The sequence below is a fragment of the Paenibacillus sp. OAE614 genome, assembly GCF_040546645.1.
In the GTDB taxonomy this organism is placed as follows: Bacteria; Bacillota; Bacilli; order Paenibacillales; family Paenibacillaceae; genus Paenibacillus_AQ; species Paenibacillus_AQ favisporus.
On sequence record NZ_JBEPOD010000001.1, the window covers coordinates 1,062,231 to 1,083,761 of the forward strand.

General features: G+C 56.8%; 19 protein-coding genes. 9 read left to right on the forward strand and 10 right to left on the reverse strand.

Annotated features, from left to right (window positions below; translation table 11 throughout):
• Positions 1-42 precede the first annotated feature (42 nt).
• Positions 43-933: a carbohydrate ABC transporter permease gene (locus ABIE48_RS05360; protein WP_354518451.1), complete on the reverse strand. Its 891-nt coding sequence runs from the start codon at positions 931-933 to the stop codon at positions 43-45.
• Between the two features lie 292 nt (positions 934-1,225).
• Between ABIE48_RS05360 and ABIE48_RS05365 the strand changes: the two genes are divergently transcribed.
• From ABIE48_RS05365 to ABIE48_RS05395, 7 genes are all read left to right on the forward strand, one after another.
• On the forward strand, positions 1,226-2,191 hold the full coding sequence (locus tag ABIE48_RS05365) for an ABC transporter permease (protein ID WP_373309525.1): 966 nt from the start codon (positions 1,226-1,228) through the stop codon (positions 2,189-2,191).
• 77 nt (positions 2,192-2,268) lie between these two features.
• Positions 2,269-3,798, forward strand: coding sequence for an extracellular solute-binding protein (locus ABIE48_RS05370; protein WP_145025054.1), 1,530 nt, complete (start codon positions 2,269-2,271; stop codon positions 3,796-3,798).
• Between the two features lie 161 nt (positions 3,799-3,959).
• Positions 3,960-5,105, forward strand: a complete 1,146-nt coding sequence (locus ABIE48_RS05375; protein ID WP_192715128.1) for a glycoside hydrolase family 88/105 protein — start codon at positions 3,960-3,962, stop codon at positions 5,103-5,105.
• On the forward strand, positions 5,102-6,472 hold the full coding sequence (locus tag ABIE48_RS05380; protein WP_192715127.1) for a glycoside hydrolase family 28 protein: 1,371 nt from the start codon (positions 5,102-5,104) through the stop codon (positions 6,470-6,472). Before ABIE48_RS05375 ends, ABIE48_RS05380 begins: the two co-directional genes overlap by 4 nt.
• Before the next feature lie 3 nt (positions 6,473-6,475).
• Entirely contained in the window at positions 6,476-7,366 is an 891-nt protein-coding gene (locus tag ABIE48_RS05385; protein WP_192715126.1) for a dienelactone hydrolase family protein, read from the forward strand.
• A gap of 37 nt (positions 7,367-7,403) precedes the next feature.
• The gene (locus ABIE48_RS05390; protein WP_192715125.1) at positions 7,404-8,387 is read left to right on the forward strand and encodes a pectinesterase family protein; all 984 of its coding nucleotides are present in this window, start codon (positions 7,404-7,406) and stop codon (positions 8,385-8,387) included.
• Complete coding sequence (locus tag ABIE48_RS05395; protein ID WP_192715124.1) at positions 8,384-9,979, forward strand: glycoside hydrolase family 43 protein; 1,596 nt, start codon at positions 8,384-8,386, stop codon at positions 9,977-9,979. Before ABIE48_RS05390 ends, ABIE48_RS05395 begins: the two co-directional genes overlap by 4 nt.
• Before the next feature lie 71 nt (positions 9,980-10,050).
• Here the strand turns inward: ABIE48_RS05395 and ABIE48_RS05400 are convergent, their stop codons facing one another.
• The 6 genes from ABIE48_RS05400 to ABIE48_RS05425 all read right to left on the reverse strand — a co-directional run bounded on the left by ABIE48_RS05400 (position 10,051) and on the right by ABIE48_RS05425 (position 16,050).
• The gene (locus tag ABIE48_RS05400) at positions 10,051-11,160 is read right to left on the reverse strand and encodes a Ger(x)C family spore germination protein (protein WP_192715123.1); all 1,110 of its coding nucleotides are present in this window, start codon (positions 11,158-11,160) and stop codon (positions 10,051-10,053) included.
• On the reverse strand, positions 11,157-12,260 hold the full coding sequence (locus tag ABIE48_RS05405; RefSeq protein WP_192715122.1) for a GerAB/ArcD/ProY family transporter: 1,104 nt from the start codon (positions 12,258-12,260) through the stop codon (positions 11,157-11,159). The genes ABIE48_RS05400 and ABIE48_RS05405 overlap by 4 nt, the downstream gene beginning before the upstream one ends.
• A complete protein-coding gene (locus ABIE48_RS05410; RefSeq protein ID WP_192715121.1) occupies positions 12,257-13,705 on the reverse strand; it encodes a spore germination protein in 1,449 nt (482 codons plus the stop codon). Before ABIE48_RS05410 ends, ABIE48_RS05405 begins: the two co-directional genes overlap by 4 nt.
• 87 nt (positions 13,706-13,792) lie before the next feature.
• The gene (locus ABIE48_RS05415; RefSeq protein ID WP_145159924.1) at positions 13,793-14,782 is read right to left on the reverse strand and encodes a helix-turn-helix transcriptional regulator; all 990 of its coding nucleotides are present in this window, start codon (positions 14,780-14,782) and stop codon (positions 13,793-13,795) included.
• A 70-nt stretch (positions 14,783-14,852) separates the two neighbouring features.
• Entirely contained in the window at positions 14,853-15,350 is a 498-nt protein-coding gene (locus tag ABIE48_RS05420; protein WP_145025035.1) for a DinB family protein, read from the reverse strand.
• Between the two features lie 127 nt (positions 15,351-15,477).
• Positions 15,478-16,050, reverse strand: a complete 573-nt coding sequence (locus ABIE48_RS05425; protein ID WP_145025033.1) for a TetR/AcrR family transcriptional regulator — start codon at positions 16,048-16,050, stop codon at positions 15,478-15,480.
• A gap of 158 nt (positions 16,051-16,208) precedes the next feature.
• Between ABIE48_RS05425 and ABIE48_RS05430 the strand changes: the two genes are divergently transcribed.
• Entirely contained in the window at positions 16,209-17,174 is a 966-nt protein-coding gene (locus tag ABIE48_RS05430; protein WP_192715120.1) for an NADP-dependent oxidoreductase, read from the forward strand.
• An 8-nt stretch (positions 17,175-17,182) separates the two neighbouring features.
• Here the strand turns inward: ABIE48_RS05430 and ABIE48_RS05435 are convergent, their stop codons facing one another.
• Entirely contained in the window at positions 17,183-18,643 is a 1,461-nt protein-coding gene (locus ABIE48_RS05435; RefSeq protein ID WP_354518457.1) for an MFS transporter, read from the reverse strand.
• Positions 18,644-18,732: 89 nt separating this feature from the next.
• Between ABIE48_RS05435 and ABIE48_RS05440 the strand changes: the two genes are divergently transcribed.
• On the forward strand, positions 18,733-19,059 hold the full coding sequence (locus ABIE48_RS05440; protein ID WP_192715119.1) for an ArsR/SmtB family transcription factor: 327 nt from the start codon (positions 18,733-18,735) through the stop codon (positions 19,057-19,059).
• A gap of 126 nt (positions 19,060-19,185) precedes the next feature.
• Here ABIE48_RS05440 and ABIE48_RS05445 read toward each other — a convergent pair whose 3' ends face one another.
• Positions 19,186-20,547 carry a sensor histidine kinase gene (locus tag ABIE48_RS05445; protein ID WP_192715118.1) on the reverse strand — a complete coding sequence of 454 codons (1,362 nt, stop codon included), beginning with the start codon at positions 20,545-20,547 and terminating at the stop codon, positions 19,186-19,188.
• Complete coding sequence (locus ABIE48_RS05450) at positions 20,537-21,226, reverse strand: response regulator (RefSeq protein WP_076170323.1); 690 nt, start codon at positions 21,224-21,226, stop codon at positions 20,537-20,539. The genes ABIE48_RS05445 and ABIE48_RS05450 overlap by 11 nt, the downstream gene beginning before the upstream one ends.
• Between the last annotated feature and the right edge of the window lie 305 nt (positions 21,227-21,531).

Sequence of the window (21,531 nt, forward strand, 5' to 3'; positions counted from 1 at the left end):
CCGGGCTGCTTTCTTGAGCGGAATGCAAGACTTTGCTGTTCGTTACCCTTTGACAGAGCCGAGCAGCGCCCCTTTGACAAAATGCTTCTGCACGAACGGATACGCGATCAGCATCGGTACGGTCGCGATGACGATCACCGCCATTTTGATGGTCTGCGCCGGCGGAACGACATCCACGGACGTCCCTTCGGCCTGCATGCCGCTGGAGACGATGACGATCTGGCGGAGCAGCACCTGGATCGGCCACTTGGTCGAATCCGTCATGTACAGGATCGCATTCATATAGGTGTTCCAGTAAGCTACCGCATAGAACAGCGAAATGGTAGCAATGGATGGCAGAGCGAGCGGAAGCATAATTTTGAAGAAAACGCCGAAATCGTTGCATCCGTCAATTTTGGCCGATTCCTCGAGCGCGTCCGGAAGCGCCTGGAAAAAGTTTCTCATTATAATCAGGTTAAACGCGTTAATGGCGACCGGCAGGATGAGCGACCAGTAGGAGTCGATCAGTCCGAGGTTTTTTACGACAAGGAACGTTGGGATCATGCCGCCGCTGAACAGCATGGAGAATACGACGATGAAGTTGACGAAGCCCCGGCCGTAGAGATATCTCCTAGACAGGCCATAGGCCATGAGCGCCGTCAGGATCATGCTGACGATCGTGCCTACTACGGTGATCCCGATCGATACCCCCAGCCCTTTAAAAATCGTAGGCGTCGATAAAATGTACTTATAAGCATCGAGGGAGAACGTCGTCGGAAACAAAATGAATTTCTTAGCCACCACTTCCTGGGTGGAAGCGAAGGAGCTCGCAATCACGTTTACAAAAGGCAGCAGGCAAATGAGGGCAATCAGAATGAGCAGGAGGCTGTTTACGACGGTAAACAGGCGGCTGCCGAAAGACTCTTTTCTACGCAAAGCTGTGGATGGTGTCATACGCGGGTATCCTCCTTGTAATCGTTTACAGTTAGACTGTACCAAGCGCACCAGGTTACGTATATAATCAGCTCCTGAGGTGTTGTCCGGTAGGGGGGAGAGCGGGGAATCCGCGGCTGTCACCCGGATAATCATCAGCCTCAATCCGTAATCATCAGCTGAGATGCGGAAGGCGAAAATGGCGCCGTTATGCGGTTTTATGGCCGGTGTCAATGAAATGATTATGTACGGAATTCCCAAAACGGCCTAAGCTGGAGTCGTAACAGGAAACGCTTACAAGGAGGTCGACCTGGTGAAGGACTCGAACACGGCCGTCATGAACATGAATGTCAAACCGGCCAGGAAGGTACGGACGGACACCGCTCTGGACCGTATCAAACGTCACAAGCTGCTGTACCTGATGATTTTGCCCGGCGTGTTGTATTTCATCATTTTTAAGTATCTGCCGATGGGCGGTCTCGTCATTGCCTTTCAGGATTACCAGCCTTTCAAGGGGATCACGGGCAGCCCTTGGGTCGGAATGAAGCACTTTGTCCGCTTGTTTACAGAACCGACGTTCTTCATGCTTCTGCGCAACACGCTGATTCTGTTTGCACTCAACATCGTGATCTTTTTTCCGCTTCCCATTATATTGGCGCTGATGCTGAATGAGGTCAGGCACCGGCTGTTCAAAAACTGGGTACAGACCATCATCTACATCCCGCACTTCATGTCCTGGGTCATCATCGTCTCCATTACCTACGTATTCCTCACCGTGGACGGAGGCGTGCTGAACGAGCTGATCGCTAGGCTGGGCGGGCACAAAATCAGCTTCCTGACCGCTCCCGAATGGTTGCGCACCGTGTACATCGGGCAGATCATCTGGAAGGAGCTCGGCTGGTCCACCATTATTTATCTGTCTGCGATCACGGTGGTGGACACTCAGCTGTACGAAGCAGCCGAAATGGACGGAGCCGGACGGTTCCGCAAAACGTGGCACGTGACGCTGCCGGCGATCCGGCCGGTCATCATCACCCTGCTCATTCTCAAGATCGGCAGCACGCTTGATCTGGGATTCGAGCATATGTACCTGCTGCTCAATTCGCTGAACCGCGAGGTGGCCGAAATTTTCGACACCTACATCTATACGGCGGGACTGAAAAACGGACAGCTGAGCTTCAGTACAACGGTAGGCTTGTTCAAGGGCCTGGTGGGGCTTGTGCTGGTCATGGCTTCCAACCGACTGGCGAAGAAGTTCGGCGAGGACGGCGTGTACTAATCAAGGCACGGCGGGTGTGGGATCCATCCACGGATGTGGGATCAATCCAAAGGATAATAGAAAAGGGGAAATGGCACATGAAACCAATGGTAAGCAAGATGGCTGCGTTTACGCTGGTCTGCGGGCTGCTGCTCTCGGCCTGCGGCGGGGGAGGCGGCAAGGGGGAAACGGCCCAGGGCTCGGGAGGCAGCGCTGCGGCAGGTGACGAAAAGACGACGATTACGTGGCTGAACATTTTGCATACGGCGTCGCCGCCGACCGATACGGTGCTGAATAAGATTGAGGAGAAGACCGGGGCGGATATCAAATTTTCGTGGATTCCGGATGCTTCCAAGGAAGAACGCATCAATACGTCGCTGGCGTCCGATTCCCTGGCGGATATCGTTACGCTCACCATTCTCGACAATTCCTCCGTGCGCAACGCCCTGAAATCCGGCATGTTCTGGGAGGTTGAACCGTTCCTGGACGAGTTCCCGAACCTGGCGAAAATTTCGCAGGATACGCGGAGATCGGCTTCGATCGACGGCAAGCTGTACGGCGTGCCTTTCCAGAAGGATCTCGCCCGCAACGGCGTCGTCATCCGCAAGGACTGGCTGGATAAGCTCGGGCTGTCCGTGCCGAAGACGACCGATGAGCTGATGAACGTCGCCAAGGCATTCACCGAGCAGGACCCGGACGGCAACGGGCAGAAGGATACGACGGGCTTCATGGACCGGAGCGATCTGATCTACGGCGCCTTCAAGACGCTGGGCTCTTACTTCGGCACGCCGAATAACTGGCAGGTGACGGATGACGGGAAAATGATCCCCGAATTCGAAACCGAAGGGTACGTCAAAACGATGGATTACATGAAGACACTGTACGAAAAAGGATATATCAATCAAGACTTTGCGGTGACCGCCAAGACCGACCAGCAGCAAAAATTCGCCCAGGGCAAAGCCGGAATTTACGTCGGTGCCCTGTTCGACGGGAAGAACCTCTTGAATATGGCCAAGGGCGTTCAGGATAACATGCAGCTCGCCCTGGTCAACAACATTACATCGACAGGCAACGAAAGCGACCGCGCGATTTGGGCGGGGAACAACGGAATCGGCGGACTGCTGGCTTTCCCGAAATCCGAAGTGAAGGATGAAGCCGAGCTGAAGCGCGTTCTGAAATTCGTCAACGACCTGATGGACGATGATGTGTACGCCCTCATGACATACGGAATCGAAGGCGTCCATTATACCGTGGATGCGAATGACGCGGTTACGATCACCAATACCGATTTGTGGCAGCAGGAAGTGCAGCCGTTTGCCTCTTCCCGTCCGAGCGAAACGGGCTACAAAATCCATGACGCCGATCCGCTGAAGGCCGAGGCTGACAAGCTGATCAAGGAAAACGCAAAATACGGGGTGCTGAACCCGGCATATTCCCTGGAATCCGAAACGTACACAACGCAGGGCTCCGAGCTGCAAAAGATCATCACCGATGCGACTTACAAATACATTCTCGGCAAAATCAATCTGGACGAATTCAAAGCTGCGGTGGAGAACTGGAAGAAATCCGGCGGCAGCAAAATTATCGAGGAATACGAGGCCGCTTACAAAGCCACTCAGCAAAAATAACGGCTGAGCCATACGCTAGGATACGGCAACAGGTCCTATCCCGCCTGCATGGGGGTTAGGACTGTGTTTTTTCCAAGACGGCAGGGTGTAAAAAAGCAATCGCCGGCGAAGATGGAAATTTTATCAGAGAAAGCCGGAAATTTTATCCGAGGAGGATCAGCATGCAGACATTCAACGCGGCGCAGCGCATGGCCGAGTCCATCATGGCACGGACGCCGAAGCTGTACGAGGGTAAGGGATATGAAGGCAAGTGGTCGTATGATTACGGCGTGGTGCTCAAGGGCTTCGAGCTGCTCTGGAAGCAGACGGGAGACCGCCGGTATTGGGAGTATATCCGGGACAACATGGACCATTTTATTCAGGAAGACGGGAGCATCCGCGGGTACCGCCCCGAAGAATACAACATCGACCATATCAACAACGGCAAGCTGCTGTTCACCCTGTACCGGGAGACGGGGGAGGAAAAATACAAGCAGGCCGCCGGGCTGCTTAGATCCCAGCTGGCATCCCATCCCCGGACGTCGGAAGGGGCATTCTGGCATAAGGAAATTTATCCATATCAGATTTGGCTGGACGGCCTGTATATGGGCTCGCCTTTCTATCTTGAATATCTGCTGACGTTTGAAGACGGGGCGGGACTGGACGACGTGACGAAGCAGTTCAAACTGTGCGAGCTCCATACGAAGGATGAGGCCACCGGGCTCCTGTATCACGCCTGGGACGAGAAAAAAGCCCAGCCGTGGTGCGACCCGGCCACCGGCTTATCTCCAAATTTCTGGGGCAGATCCCTTGGCTGGTTCGTCATGGCGCTGGCGGACAGCCTGGAGCTGCTGCCGGCAAGCCATCCCGATTATCCGGAGCTGAAGCGCATCCTGAGCGATACGCTGCGTGCGCTGAGATGCTATCAGGATCCGGCCAGCGGCGTCTGGTACCAGGTGGTCAATGAGGGCGGCCGCAAGGGGAATTACTTGGAGGCCTCGGCTTCCAGTATGATCACCTATGCCATCGCGAAAGGGCTACGCCTCGGCGTGCTTGCGCCGCAGGAATGGCAGGACAGCTTGGACAGAGCGTATCGGGGGCTGCTGGAGGAGTTTGTGCTGGAGACGAAGGAAGGCTGGCTGAACCTGAATAAAAACTGCCAGGTGGCCGGGCTGGGCGGAGCCGACCGGCGCGACGGCACGTACGCCTATTACATTAGCGAGCCGATCATCACCAACGACCAGAAGGGGTTGGGGGCGTTTCTGCAGGCCTGCGGCGAATACGAGGCCAGGGTTCCGGCCGCTGCGGCGAAAGGAGAAGAGCCATGAGCGTGTACCGCATCACCGAGTTCGGGGCGGTGCCCGGCGGCGCGGAGCCGGCGACCCGGGCCATCGCTGCGGCGATCGAGGCAGCGGATGCTGCGGGCGGCGGGACCGTGTTCGTCCCCGCAGGCACGTTCCTGACGGGGGCCATACTCCTGCGCAACAACATCGAGCTGAGGCTTGACCCGGGCGCGGTCCTGTCCTTCAGCACCGATCCGGCGGATTATCCGGTCGTGACCTCCCGCTGGGAAGGGGTGCTGCGTGAGGTGCATGCCTCCTGTGTGTACGGACACGGGCTGAAGAACGTGTCCATTACCGGCAGCGGCACGCTGGATGGCAACGGCCAGCCCTGGTGGGACAAGATGCGCAGCCGCCCGGAGGAGCTGACCCACCCCCGGCCGAAGCTGATCAGCCTCGACCGCTGCACCCGGGTGACGATCCGCGACGTCACGCTGATCAACTCCCCGAGCTGGACGGTCAATCCGATTCTCTGCGACAACGTAACGATCGACAACGTCTCGATATACAATCCCGCGGATTCACCGAATACTGACGGCATCGACCCGGAGTCGTGCCAGAACGTGCGGATCAGCGGCTGCCACATCGACGTCGGCGATGACTGCATCGCCATCAAGGCCGGCACGGAGGACACGGCGCAGCGGGTTCCGTGCGAGAACATCACGATCACGAACTGTACGATGATCCACGGCCACGGCGGCGTCGTGCTCGGCAGCGAAATGAGCGGGGACATCCGGAACGTCGTGATCAGCAACTGCATCTTTAAGCACACCGATCGCGGCATCCGGCTGAAATCGCGGCGGGGGCGCGGAGGAACGGTGGAGAATATCCGGGTCAGCGGCATCGTCATGGAGGAAGTCATCTGCCCGTTCATTTTGAACCTGTATTATTTTTGCGGACCGCGGGGCAAGGACAAGTACGTCTGGGATAAGCGGCCTTATCCGGTCACCCTGGAAACGCCGACGTTCCGGCGGATTCACTTTTCGAATATTACCGCAAGGAACGTACATGCGGCGGCAGGGTTTGTTTATGGTCTTGCGGAAAGGTATATTTCGGAATTAACGTTTGCCGACATCGATATTTCCATGGCGGAGAACCCGGTTCCGGGGCGTCCGGCCATGATGTCCGGCATCCAGGATATGAAAGCGCGCGGCTTTTATTTAGGCAATGTGAGGGACATTCGGTTTGACCGGGTCACGGTTGGCGGCCACGAAGGGCCGGCTTTCTATGTCGAGAACGGCGAAGACGTGGAATGGCAGCAGTGCCGGTCAAAGGATACGAAGGTGCCGGAGCAGCTTGTAAAACAGGTAAGCGTAGTTCCGCAGGAGGAGGATCTCAGCGAAGAGGAGGTTTAACCAATGATGAGGGAACGGTTGAAGAAGCTGCTGGGCGATGTGCCGGAGGACCGGCCTATCCAGGCGGAGCTGCTCAAGCAGGAAGAGACGGACGGGTACCGGCTGGAGACGCTGCTGCTGGATTTAAACGGTCTGGAGCAGGTGCCCGCTTATGTCGCACTGCCTATAGACGGAGAGGGGCCCTATCCGCTCGTCGTTTTCAATCACTCGCATGGCGGCAATTACACAAACGGACGCAGGGAGCTGATCAGCGGCAGCTCGTATTTGCAGCAGCCGTCTTTTGCCAGCACACTGACCGGCATGGGCTATGCCGTCTGCTGTATCGACATGTGGGGCTTCCATGAGCGGTCGGGTAAGACGGAGAGCGAAATCGTCAAGGAAATGTTATGGCAGGGGCGCGTCATGTGGGGCATGATGCTGTATGACAACCGGCGGATGCTGGATTACATGTGCTCCAGGGAAGATATCGACGCCTCGCGGGTCGCGACCCTCGGCATGTCCATGGGCGGGATGATGGCCTGGTGGCTGGCGGCGCTGGACGAGCGGATTAAAGTGACCGTGGACATCTGCGGACAGGTGGATGCCCATACCTTGATAAAGAAGCGCGGGCTGGATCACCACGGGTTCTACTACTACGTTCCGGGCTTGCTGAAGCACTTCACGACGCTGGAAATCCAAGCCATGATCGCCCCGCGGCCAAGGATGAGCCTGACCGGGCGCAGCGACCGGCTGACCCCGGAGGAAGGCGTCGTGCTGCTGGCCGAAGGCCTGCGGGAGGTATACCGGGCCGCCGGACAGGAGGAGCATTGGCAGACGGTCATGACCGGCGGCGGCCATATGGAGACGGCTGAAATGCGGGCCCGCTGGCAGAAATTTTTGGCGGAACACTTGTAAGCGATGGCCGCAGCCCGAAACGAAAGGGGGGAAGGTCATGATTGTAGGAAAGCTGGACCACTGCGATTATCCGACGATTCAGGAAGCGGTGGATGCGTTGGAGAAGCAAGATCCGCAGCGGCCCGAAACCCTGTACATCCTGTCGGGTGTCTATGAGGAAGCGGTACGGATATATCGGTCCGATCTGGCCGTGATCGGCATCGGATATGTGGAAATCACGAAGGGCCGGTATGCCAAGGAACTGGACGAGAACGGGAATGAGATTGGCACATTTGCAACGCCGACGCTGTTCCTTGGCGGCCGGCGGCTGCTGATCGAGAATTTGGTCGTGACCAATTCGGCCGGGCAGGGCGAGGACATCGGCCAGGCCGTGGCGGTCTACGCGCACTGCGACGAAACGGTTTTTCGCTACTGCACCTTTAAAGGGCACCAGGACACGCTGTTCACCGGACCGCTTCCGCCTGCGCCCAAGCACGGCGGCGTGTTTGGAGGAATCCCGCTCCGGGAGCATCACCGAGAGTACCGCCAGGTGTACGAATACTGCCGTATCGAAGGGACGGTGGATTTTATATTCGGCGGCGCAGCCGCCTTCTTTGACCGCTGCGAGATTCGCAGCCTGCGCCATACGGCCGGGCATGCCGGTTATATCGCCGCGGCTTCTACTCCCGAGGGGCAGGAATACGGGTACGTCTTTAACCTCTGTTATTTGACGGCGGAGCCAGGCGTATCGGGCGTGTATCTGGGAAGGCCGTGGCGCGAATATGCGCGCACTGACTACGTCGACTGCCGGATGGGCGGACATATCGATCCGCTGGGCTGGGACGACTGGAACGATTCGGGGCGGCGGCTGACGGTCAAATACCGGGAATTCGGCACCCGCTTTGATCCGTCCGCGCCGGCTCCGGGAGAACAACGGGCCGGGTGGGCGGTCTATCAGGAGACGCTGGAAGGAGCTCCGCCGAAAGAACAAGTTTTTGCGGGAACGGACTTTTGGAAACGAAAAGGAGAGGGAAGAGCATGACTATATCCACCCAAACGGGAACCATTCGAAACCCGGTGCTGCCGGGCTTTAATCCGGATCCCTGCATCGTGCGGGCGAAGGACACTTATTATATCGCGGTGTCTTCCTTCGAGTGGCTCCCTGGCGTAAGGGTATATGCCTCCAAGGATTTGGCGGTATGGGAGCACTGCACCGACGTGCTGACCGATCAGGTCGACCTGCGGGGAAACCCGAAGAACTGCAGCATCTGGGCGCCTCAGCTCAGCTACCATGACGGGTTGTTTTACCTCATTTATACTGATGTGAAAAGCACCAAGCGCCCATTTAAAGACGTTCACAATTATTTGATTACGGCGCCTTCGATTCACGGGCCTTGGTCCGAGCCGGTCTATTTGAACAGCAGCGGATTCGATCCGAGCCTGTATCATGACGAAGACGGACGGAAATGGCTGCTGAACGAAATCTGGGATTACCGCATTCCGGAAGGGAATAAATCGAGCGGCATCGTTATTCAGCAGTATGATCCGCAGCAGCAGAAGCTAGTTGGTAAACCGTTCAAGCTGTTTGACGGGACGGATCTGAAGAAGACCGAAGCGCCGCATATCTATAAGCATCAAGGTTATTATTACCTGATTACGGCCGAAGGCGGCACCGGGAGCGGCCATGCCGTGACGGTAGCCCGTTCCCGCAGCTTGATGGGCCCTTACGAAGTGGACCCCCGCAATCCGATGCTGACCTCCCGGAACAACCCGGAGCTCCCGCTGCAGTGTGCCGGCCACGGCAGCCTGATCCAGACGCCGCAAGGGGAATGGTACATGGCCCATTTGTGCACGCGTCCGGTTGAAGGCCAGTACGCGCTCCTTGGCCGGGAAACAGCGCTGCAGCAGGTGTACTGGGACGAGGAAGGATGGCTTCGCCTGACCGCCGGGGGGAATTCCCCGCAGATGGAGGTCCCGCGTCCGAAAGGGATCACGCCGGCAGAGGCCAAGACGGCCGCTGAACGGAGCTTGTTTGAGGATACCTTTGACGGACCGGAGCTTGCCAAAGCCTGGAATACGCTCCGCATACCGGCGGATCCATCCTGGTGCTCGCTGTCGGAGCGCCCGGGCCACCTCCGCCTGCATTCCGGAGAATCGCCGCAAAGCCTGTTTCATCACCACATTGTGGCCGTCCGGCAGGCGGATATCCATTTCCGGGCCGAGACGTCGCTGGAGTTCGAGCCAGCAAGCTATTTGCAGATGGCCGGGCTGATGCTTTATTTGAACGATGAAAATTACTTGTATGCTTATGTGACGCAGGACGAAGAGCAGGGCAAGGTGATCCGGCTCATGCGCTGTGCGGACGATGCGTTCACCGTTATTCCGGACATGATTCCGGTGAATGCCGGGGAAGCCGTTCAATTGGCCGTGGAAGTCCATGGCATCCGCGGACGGTTCTATGGCCGGTTCAGCCCGGGGCAGGTTTGGGCCCCGCTGTTTGAAGAACAGGATATCCGCTTCCTCTGCGGCGGCTTCACCGGCAACTTTGTCGGTATCGCCGTCCATGATATGCAGTCCTTTGGGGGAAGCTATGCGGACTTTTCCCATTTTCGCTATACCGGAATTGAAGCATAGAAGAGCAGGGATGATCGGTAATGATGAAACAGGGGTTGCTTCTATTGTGAAGCAGCCCCTGTTTTCGGTTCTTACTTTTCCTTGGACGGATTAATGAACGGCCTGCGTCTCAACTGAAGGCCCGTGTTTTTCAGCTCGGAATCCAGCTTGAACTCCAGGGTTGCTGTCGAGTACAGCTTGGGCCACCGGTCGTATTGGCTGGGCGGGACCTTTCCTCTGAAGCGGTTGCCAAGTCCGAAAATGTCGGATTCCTTCGCCTGCGTCATCCGGAATACAGCGGCTGCCCGCTGCTCAATCAGGCGGTTAATGGAGGCTTCCAGATGCTCTGCCTTGATATCGATTCCGCGCGCGGAATCCATGAGGGTCATCGAGAGCTTGGCATGAATGCGGATGACGGGCTTGCCATTGTTCATGTCCGTGTCGATATCGGCACTCGAATTCAGGATTTTAAGGTTCATTTTATCCGCGGTTTCGATTTCAAAGGGGGACATCTTGCCCGTAACGATTTCGTAAATAAGGGTTTCCTCCGGAGAGATCATGCCGACCAAGGCGTCATTTTTAAAGAATGCATTGCCCGCGACCCGGAATATCGTTTCGGAATCTGTAACCAATACAGGCACGAGGCATTCCTCGAGCGGATCATAGTACCCCTTGAAAATTTCCCATAGCGACACGACGTTTTTTTGCGAGGTTCCGCCGCCGTAGCGTTCAAAGAACAGCTTCGTGTAGATGCCCGAGAGCTCGCCCGTCGGGTTGGGACGTTCAAATATCGACTTCATGCCGCCTGTCGTAATCGCAATTAACGAATCCAGAGGAACGGTCCGGTCCCTGATCGTGAATTCCAAATAGGGCATGAATCCTTTCTTCGCCAGTGCCTGATCCAGAAAGATCGACTGGTTCTGCGACATATCCAGACTTTTGGGCAGCCTTAACCGGAGCTGGTCTATGGCTTCAATCACGGTACTGCCTTCCTGCTTGATGACGAAAAAATCCTTATGGGCTCCGTCCTGCGACTGCGGGAGTGGGAACCTCATCCAGACCCGCACCCGGTCACCGCCGGCCGGCTCGATACCGATCGCGGTCTCGAGGAGCCGGTTGTCGACATCTTTGACATCCCAGCAGCCGGGGAGGAAGAGAAGCAGGCATAAGATGGCCAGGCATCGGGCTGCGCGTCTGCTCATTGGCGTGCCCTCATTTTGTTGGAAATGAAGGACTTGACCAGCACAGCCATAGGAAAGCCATACATTAAGTAAAGGCGTAGAACCGTATCCCACTCCACGGCTCTTTCGATCCATTCCCATGAAGGAATAAGCCGGATGGCGGCGTATGCCGTGACTCCTGCCAGCACATACAGCAGCTTTTCGTTCCAGCCGGGAAATACCGCTCTGATTGCCGTTACGATGCAGTTCAGGATCAGGGCAAGCAATAAAAACAAATAGAGGATGGAGCTAACGATAAATACGGCGGTTAAATTTTCGATCACCAGCCAGTAATAGCTTACCGAGTCCATTTTGCTGATATAAGGAAGCGTCAAAATTCTTGACATCTCCGGACTAAACGTCAGCGCCGGCTGATAGACGGAGGCGGCCAGTAAAGGCAGGAAACAGAGCGCAGCCACGGTATAAGGTCGCCACAGCTTCTTCGGCTGTTTGGCGTATCTGCCGCAAGCCGCATAGTAAAGATAACCGGCCCAGATGAAGGATGTCGTGTAAAATTTCGGGCTGGTCAGAAAATCCCCATTGGTATAGAGCCACGGTTTGCCCAGATTAAAATTGAGATCGCCGAAACCCAGCAATACGAGCCCGACGGACAGCGGAAAGCTGACAAGAAGAAACAGGACGGAAGCGCGGACGATCGAACCGATTCCCCCGAAAGCCAGAAAGACGCCAATAAAGATCATCCCGTCCAAAAACCACTGCGGCGTGCTGTGAAGGATCGTCATCGAGATGATCTCGCTGTGAGCCCGGACGATGATCACCATGGCGCTCCACATAAACCAGAGCAGCGGAACGATAAAAAGAATGACCCCCGGCCACCCAAGCACGAGCTTCGTAATCGTATAGGCGTCTTTTCCTTTATGCAGCGCGAGGACCCGGCTGAACAGCCAGGCACCCAGCAGTCCGAGCAGCATCCAGATCAGGATTGGGATCCAGTAGCTCTGGGTGGTGGACTGCAGGACGAGCCAAGGGTACACATGAAAGGAGATCGCCCCGAATACCATCATCTGCAGGACGAAGTATTGGGGCATGGAGATCTTCAGTTCCTCGTTCGATGGATTCATTGTCTCGACCCTCTTCCGAAGGTAATCCAGTAGCTGAGTGAAAATTTGCGGGAGCCGCCGATCAGCCCAAGACTCAGGGACCGGATCCGGGCACCGGGACCGATCGGAGTCAAATAGGAAACGCCGAACGATTGGATGCGGGAGAGGCAGATGACGAGAATGGCAAAGCAGATGAATATGCCGAGAATTCCGATGACGCTGGCCCCGGCGAGCGTGAAATATTTCAAAATCCGCTGAACCAGGCCCATCTGATAATCCACGACGATAAAATTGGTCAGCGCCGTCGTTGCGACGATGATGACCAGCAAATTGCTCACAATATTCGCTTGAATGATCGCCTGTCCCAGCACCACCCCGCCAACCATCGTAACGGTGGAGCTGATCGACCTTGGCAGGCGTATGCCGGCCTCAACGATGCAGTCCAGAAGAAACAGCATGATGAGGGACTCGATCCACACGGGATAAGGGACCCCTTCCCTGCTGCCGGCAGCGGCCAGACTGATCTCCAGGCGGTTGAGGTCAATGTTCACCGAAGTAATCGCCACGTAGAGGGCGGGCAGAAACAGGTTGATCATGAGTGCGATGAACCGCAGCCACCTCAAAAATAATGCGATGAGCGGCGTCAGATATTGATCTTCGGGAGATTCCCAGAAATCGAAGAAGGACCCCGGGGCGATGATTGAAAACGGCGTTCCGTCCATTAAAACGACAATCTTCCCGTTTAACAGGGAGGCCGTTACCCGGTCCGGGCGTTCCGTCGTGACGGCGGCAGGGAAGAGGCGGGAGGATCCGGGGTTCATGAACCGCAGTAGTTCGCCGGATTCCTGGATCCCGTCCGCTTGGATGGCGCTGATTTGACCGCAGGTGTATTGGACGAGACCCGGATCGGTCACCCCGTCCAGGTAAACCACGCCCACCTTCGTATTGGTCAGATCTCCGACGCTGGTCTCCCAAATTTTCAAACGGGAGGTTTGCATCCGCTGGCGTATGAGGGCGATATTGGTTTGATAGTTCTCGATAAAACCGTACATCGGGCCCTGAATCACGTTCTCCGTCTGCGGCTGTTGCAGTCCCCGCTGCTGCGGATTCTCCGTTGCCAGAATCAGGCCGTTGGCGGACTCCGCAGTGCACAGCACGGTTTTGCCGGCGCATACCGCTTTTTCGCAAGCGGAAAAATCACCAGCCGAATAGCTGGTGCCGTAATAACTGTGCAGTGTGGTCAGGACACCATCCTGCGGCTGCCGGTTCATATTAAATATGAAATGATCGGAGCCGACAAGCGTCGTAAGGTACAGCAAATACAGCTTGCCGGCGTCCGATTCACCGATGCAGACGGCCTGGAAGTCGGCCGCGTGCTGAAAAGCCTCCTGGAGCCGGGAAAGAAGAAATTCAGAGGACGTATGCTGGAGATGCTGAAGCATCGTTGCACCTTTGCTGGGTTCCACGGTCGATCATCCTTTGCATGACACTTTGCCTTCGATCACCCTAATTATTCCAATGACTGCATCAAATTATGCAGGAGGATGGTGAGGTTACTCTGAAGGCAATCCTGACAGCATCGATCCGTAGTGTTCCGCGATTCCCCGGCTGACTTCGGCCAGGCGCAGCACCAGCGATTCCGGCTCGGCGATGGTCAGCGCTTTTCCGTAGGGAAGAAGAAAGTAGGGGACGTATGAATGCAGGGAGGTGGAATCAAGCCGGTATACCGCTTCCCCTGGGCTTCGCTCAATCAGTGCATGTCCGAGCAGCCAGTGCTGCTTCAGTTCGTTCAGGACGTGATCGTGAGCCTGAATCCGGACCGTAACCAGGGAAGGATCGCCAGCCGGGTCCGGCAGCAGCTGTTCCAGCAGAACGTCCTTGGCCGAAAAGTTCTCGGGGCGCTCAAAACGCCGATCCGTCACGTCCAGGCTCACAATCCGGTCAACGCGGAAGTTCCGCAGGTCCTTGCGGAGATGGCAGTATCCGGTGGTGTACCATTGCCCTTTCCAATGGATGATGCTGTAAGGATCGAACTCCCTTACCGACCCGGTTCCGGGATCTCCATTGGAGCCGTACACCATCCGGAGGGTCTGCCTTTGTCCAGCGGCTTCCTCAAGGCATTGCAGCCGCCCTTTTTGCTCCGAATCGATGGGCGGCTGAAGGACGGACAGCCCGCTGCTGTGGCGTTCAATTTGCATGAGCTGCTTCTCGTTCGTATACCGTTTCAGTTTGTCCACGGCCCTGCCCAGGGCATCGGTGTGAGGATACCCAGCCCCCTGGGCAAACACCGAAGCATGGACGAGGGCTTTCTGCTCTTCCGCGTCAAACACGAGCGGCGAGTCGGCAAAGGTCCCAAGGATTTGGAATCCCCCGTTCGGGCCGGAATCGGCAATGATCGGGACGCCGCTTGCGCAGAGCGAATCAATGCACCGGTACACTGTGCGGACATGGATCTCCAGCTCGTCGGCAAGCTGCTGTGCCGTCATTTTTTTGCTGGACCGGAGCATCCAGAGGATCGAGAGCATGTTATCAGCTTTGGACATCGGAGAAATCCTTTCGTAAAAGAGAATTACCCGGGATACGATCCCGGGTATCAGCTCTATTGTAACGCGTCTAGGCGAGCGGTTCCATTCCTTGTTCCACCCATGAATCGTAAGTCGGACCGTACAAATCCGGCAGCTTCAATCCGGCCTGCCGCATCAGGACGGTCATCTGTCCGCGGTGGTGGGCTTGGTGCATGAGGGTAAAGCGCAGCGAACCTCCGTTGTTCCACTCCTGGCCGGCGATGGTTTGTGTCTCCAGAAGCTTGGCGTCCGTCCACTGCGTCTCGACCGCTTGGAGAATGGCCCGGCTGACCCGCTCGTACTGGCCGGCAAGCGCAGCGGCCGATTTTTTCACTTCGTCACTGTTATCGGGTGCATCAAACGCCAGCCCGAGCGATGTCATATAATGAACGGATTCCACGAGATGCCATGCCAGCCCGCCCAGGGTCCGGTGCTTGTCCGTTATGGACTGCCCGAGTGATTCATCGGTCAGCGCGTTCATGATCTTCTGGGTCATTTCCGCTTCGTTGGTCCATTCCGCTGCAAAATCTTTAATGCTTGTAAACATCATGCATTCCTCCATTTTTTTGAAGTTTTGTTCGGTTTAATAGCAGTATACACAAAAATCACTGACAGTCTCGGTCAGTGATTTTTGGAATGCTGCTGTTTTTATCTGTTTTTAATGTGGGCAACCGCTAAGCCGTTCCTCGAAGGATCAACTGGACAATATAACTGGCTGTTTCTTCTGCGGGGCACGCATCTGTTCCCCGGCTCCATTCAAGGGCAGCGCCGTAAAGGGTCCAGCTGGCCCCAAGGGCTACGGTATCCAATGGAACGTTCCAGCCGAAATCCTCCGGTTCGAGCCGCTGCAGCCAGGCCGTGAGCAGCGATTTGATTTCCTGCTGCATGGTTCGTTCAAAGACAGGATTGATCGTTTCCACCGGACTGCAGCGACCGTGAAGGGACCGGAAATGCTCAAGGAGGTTCACGGCCAGCATCTGAAGATGATCGCTGTTCCATCCGGCATCCGGGGGCAGATGCTGCTGCAGGCGGGTATGGAGCTTATCACGGATCGATTGTTCCAGCAGGGCGTATTTGTCCGGATAATGTGAATAAAAGGTGCCCCTGTTGACATCCGCACGTTCGGCAATATTCCGAACCGTCATGGCGGTAAAGCCCTTTTCTTTCATCAGCTCTGCGAACGACTGCTTCAGCAGATTCTCCGAGCGCCTGCTTCGCCGGTCCTGCGGAACGCCTCTGTTTTCCATACATGTGCCGCCTCCTTTATACCTATGTAATATTCAACAATGAGGCTAAGATGTTGGATAACGGTCAAAGGCGGATGATTGACGATTTTCTCCGGCCCTTGTTTTCCCTATTGTAGGGGGTGGCAGGAAAAGAATCAATCTATGGAGGTAAGGTGAACATGCCTGGTTATCAGCGAAAAGAAACCATGAAAGCGATACGGTATCACCGGCACGGAGGGCCGGAAGTGCTGCAGTATGAAGATGTTCCGGTTCCGTTTGTCAACGAGCGCGAAGTGTTGGTCCGCGTGCATGCGGCATCGATCAATCCGGGAGATTGGCAGATCCGCTCGGGGATGGCGGGAGACCGTTTTCCGCTGCCGTATATTCCCGGGTGGGATATTTCCGGCACCGTCGAAGAGGTCGGGGCGGGCGTCACGTCTCTGCGGGTCGGTGACGAGGTTTTTGGCATGACGGCGAACAGCGGCGCGTGTGCGGAATATGCGGCTCTGCCTGCAGCGCAGCTTGCACGAAAGCCCCGCAGCATCAGCCATGAAGCGGCGGCCGCCCTTCCGCAGTCGGCCTGTGCGGCCTGGAACGCGCTGTTTGTTCAAGGAGGCCTGAAGGCCGGCCAAAGGGTGCTGATCAACGGTGCATCCGGCGGCGTCGGCCACTTCGCCGTGCAGCTCGCCAAATGGAAGGGAGCCGAGGTAATCGGCGTAGCCTCCGGCAGGAATGAAGCATTTTTGCGTGAGCTTGGGGCCGATCAATTTGCCGATTATTCGTCCGAATCATGGACGCAGGCCGTTGATCCGGTCCAGCTTGCGGTCGATACGGTCGGTGGAACCGAAGGAAACCGGCTCTTGGAGGTGATCACGCCTGGAGGATCACTGGTTCCGGTCACGTGGGGGAATTATGACGCTGATCAGGCGGCCGCCGGACAGATTGCCGTTCACGAAGTTGCGATGTTCCCGGTCACGACAGCGGATTTGGACCGGATATCCCGTTTAGTGGAGGAAGGGCAGCTTCGAGTGGTCATCGACCGGATGTTTCCTTTAAAAGAGACCGCCCTGGCTCATGAGCTCAGCGAAAGCCGGCGAGCCAGGGGGAAGATCATTATTCGTGTAAGCAGCACGGCGGATCGATAAAAACATCCTTATTTTCTTCGCGGAAGGAACAAGGCCGCGGCTCCCCCGATGATCATCCCGGCGGCAGCCAGATACATGGCGGTGCGGACGCCAGCTGCCTGCGCGACCAGAAGCGAGCCGCCGCTTTGACCGGCGATACCGGAATTGGCGATGAAGATCAGGAAGGCCATGCCGATGGCGTTGCCGATATTCAGCGTCGTCGAGGCCATACCCGAGGCCACACCCTGCTCCGATGGAGCCACGCCCGCGGAAGCGGCGATCCACATGCCGGTCCATACGACGCCCTGGCCGAGGCCGGAAATGATCAGTCCGGGAACGATAAGCAGATAGCCGGAGTCGGCATACGCCCCCAGCGGGATGAGGGCGGTGCCCGCGATGCCGATCATGAGGCCGGTCAGAATCGTGCTGCGCATGCCGTAGCGTGTGGCAAGCCTTTCGCCCCATTGGGTTCCAAGGGCAATGGAAAGCGATGGCACGATAAAGGCCAGACCGGTTTGCAGGGCATTGAATTGATGCACATTCTGGAACAGTACCGTCAGGAAGTAGGGGATGGCTCCAAAGGTACCCATGTAAAGAAAGGTTATGATCATGCCCGTGACCAGGCTCCGTCTCCGGAGAAGACGCGGCGGCATCAGCGGATTGGAGGTTCGGTTTTCGATCCAGGCAAAAGCGAGGAACAACACCAGGGACAGAAGGGCGCATATCAGGATGCCGGCGGAGCCCCACCCTGCCTCAGGCCCCTGAACGAGGCAATACACGAGTAAAGTCGCAGCCCCGGTAAAGCTCAGCGCACCGGGCAAATCGAAGCTGCCTTTTCCGGATCGGACAGGGTCCCGTGGAATGGCAGCGAGTGCCGCCAGAGCAGCACCGCCGGCAAACAATACGTTAACGAAGAAGACGGCTTCCCATCCAATGGCGTTCGTCAGAACGCCGCCGAGGAGAGAGCCCAAGGTCAATCCGCTGGCTCCCGCTCCGCCCCAGACCGCGAGGGCCCGGTTGCGCTTAGGTCCTTCTTCATACAGCCGGTTGATAAGGGATAGGGTCGCTGGAAAAAGAAAAGCGGCTCCGATACCTTGCAGCGCTCTGGCCAGGATAATGACCAGCGGACTCCATGCCAGCCCTCCAAGCAAGGAGGCCAGCGCGAACAGGAGCAGTGCGGAGATGAACATCCTTTTTTGCCCGAGCTGGTCTGCGGCACGTCCGCCAAGCAGGAGGAAGCCGCCGCAGAAAATCGTATAGGCGCTGACGACCCACTGAAGAGATTGTTCCGAAAAGCCCAGTGCGCGGCCCACTTCGGGGAGCGCAACAAACACGATATTAATATCAAGGGAGTAGATCAGCTGGGCGAAAGCGAGGATGGCCAGGCTCCAGCCCAAGGCTTTCTTTGACATCGCCGGTGTGGCGGCAGAATGGGCAGCGGTAATGACCTCGCCCCTTGGACTTGCTGACAACGGGTCTCGTGATGACACGCGAAAAGCACCTCATTTCAAAATGTTTTGAAATGATTATATTTCAACAAAAATTGAAATGTCAATACAGAGGGTGTATAATATTTTCTATGAGATCCCATTACGAAACCGAGATGGCCAAAGCGGCCAAAGCACTCAGCGACCCGATCCGGATGAAAATTTTGGTGATGATTAAAATGGGCAGGCAGCCGGATTTCCAGTCTCCTGTCTGTACGTTCGAGCCTGCGGCCGTATGCCCCGCGGACCTGCAGCTTAAGCTTGGAGACGTATCCCCCTCTAAGCTGTCCTACCACTTGAAGGAGCTTAAGGATGTGGGGTATATCAAGGAATGCAGGGAGGGAAAACGGCATTATTATTCGCTCCAGCCGGAAAGGTTGAAGCAGTTCACAAAGGATTTAAGCTGGCTGTATGAATAGGGAACGGGACCGGGGGTTTGGAAACAGATCATGCGGTACCTGCCCCTTATCCGTAAGCACAAACAACCCCCGACAACGTCGGGGGTTGTTTCGATTTGAGGCAAGACAGAGAGCAGTCAGCTGCGTTCAGGCGTGCCCCTCCCGGCTGTATGGCAGCCGGACCCGGAACGTGGTCCCTTCGCCCGGTGAGCTCTCGGCATCGATGGTGCCTTGATGCGCCGCGACGAACTCCTTGGCGATGGCGAGCCCAAGCCCCATTCCGCCGCTGTGCCGCGAGCGGGAAGCATCGGCCCGGTAGAAGCGGTCGAAGAGGTTCGGGAGATGCTCGGGGGCGATGCCTGTGCCGGTGTCCTTCACCGCGATCTCCAGCCATTGCCGTCCGTGTGCATCCTGGACCTCAGACAGGATCACTTGGATCGAACCGCCATGCGGCGTATGCCGAACGGCATTGGTCAGCAGGTTGAGAAAGACCTGGGTTATCCGGCCGGAGTCGACCGGGATCATCGTGGAGCTGGCTTGGCTTACCAGCGTCATGGCAATGCCGGCATCCTGCGCGCGGGGCAGAAGCCGCTCGAGCGTCTGCTCCAGCAGGACACGGACGTCCGTCCGGCTGAACTCAAACGACAGCTTGCCTGCCTCGGCCAGTGAGAGCTGATGCAGATCGTCCACGAGTCGGGTGAGCCGGATCAGTTCATCCTGCAGCGGAAGCAGCTGCTCGGGTTCGATCGCTTCGCCTTGCTGCTGCAGCATATCCATCTTTCCCCTCATGATGGAGAGGGGAGTTCGCAGCTCATGCGCGACGTCGGCCACGAGATTGCGCCTCGCATCCTCGGCCCGGCCCAGCTGCAGGGACATCCGGTTGAAGGCGGATGCGACCTCGCCATACTCATCTTTGGTCGTGACCGGGACCTGCACCCCATGCCGGCCTTCCTTAATCTGCTCGATCGCAGAAACCAGCCGGCGAAGCGGGGAAGTAAGACGGCGGGAGATCCAATAGGCAGCCAGCAGGGCATCAACAATAAACACCACTGCGCTGACAATCAGCAGAAAGCCGACGCCATGTGAAATGCCCAGCTTCACCTTGGAGATCACGCTGATTTCCGGGTCGTAGTAACGGAAAGATCCGACGACCCGTTCGTTCGTCTCGATGCGGTATTTTACCCCGAGCCCCCTGATCATGGGTTCGGCCGCGCTGCCGTAGACGGCCAGCTTCCTGTCGTGGAAGTCGTACAAGATCAGGCCGCTGTCTTGAACTTCTTCCAGTAAGTCGCCGGGGGCCAGCTTCTCAACACCGTTCCAGGAACTGCCGTGCTGCTCATAATATTCGGCGAGCGTACGCGACAGGCCGCTGATTTGCTCTTGGTCGGAGGACGGTGTCAGCTCGCCCAGCAGCCCGCGCACGACTAAGTTTGTGATCAGCATAAACGTCAGGCTCATGACCACGATAAAGGCGGCCATGGCCCAAAACAGTTTCCGGCTAACGTTCACGGCGGTCACCGAACCGGTATCCGAATCCGTACACGGTGTTAATAAACACCGGGTTGGACGGATCGTCCTCGATCTTTTTGCGGATCCGGCTGATATGGGCGTCCGCGGTCCGCTCGTCGTTCAGCAGGTCGTCATCGACCGCAGCCAGCAGCTGCAGGCGGCTGTATACGATGCCCGGCCGCGAAGCCAGGGTGGCGAGCATTTTGAATTCGGTCGGGGTCAGCAGAACTTCCTCCCCGCGTTTCCACACTCGGCACTGCGCCTCGGATATCGTTAAATCTCCCCGCACGATCCGGTCGTCCGGAGTCTCGTCCCCATGGATTCTCCGGAGGACCGAGCGTATTCGCGCGACCAGCTCCCGGAGGGAGAAGGGCTTCGTCAAATAATCGTCGGCGCCGACCTCCAGCCCGATGATTTTATCCGTTTCTTCCACTCTGGCGGTCAGCATGATGATTCCCAGCTTCGGCAGCTTCCGCAGCTCCCGGCACACGTCAATGCCGCTCATTCCCGGCATCATCCAGTCGAGGACGACCAGAGACGGCTTCCGTTCGCCAGCGATCCGGAGCGCTTCCCGCCCGGATAAAGCCGTGATCGTCTCGTATCCCTCCTGCTGGAGAAACGGTTCCATAAAGGCCAGCACTTCCTTTTCATCATCGACAAGCAGCAGAGTATGCGTCATGTGTTCATTCTCCTTTATCTCGAGAGCCTCGGGCCGTTGCAGTCTTTCCGGCTTTTATCCCCCTCATTATATACCGGTTCCCGCGGATGCGGGGACAATAACAAGTTCGCAACATTCCTGAAGGAAAACCCCGGACAACCCCGTATGGACCCTGGAAAAAGCCGCAAAAAATCGGATGCATTTTCATCGCAACAGCCAGAGAACTTCACAGGTTCACAACAAGTCGCTGCTACAATAAACTCCAGGCGGCAAAACACGGGGTGTGCCGCAGACCATCGCAATCCATTGCCTTCATTGCGGTCAAT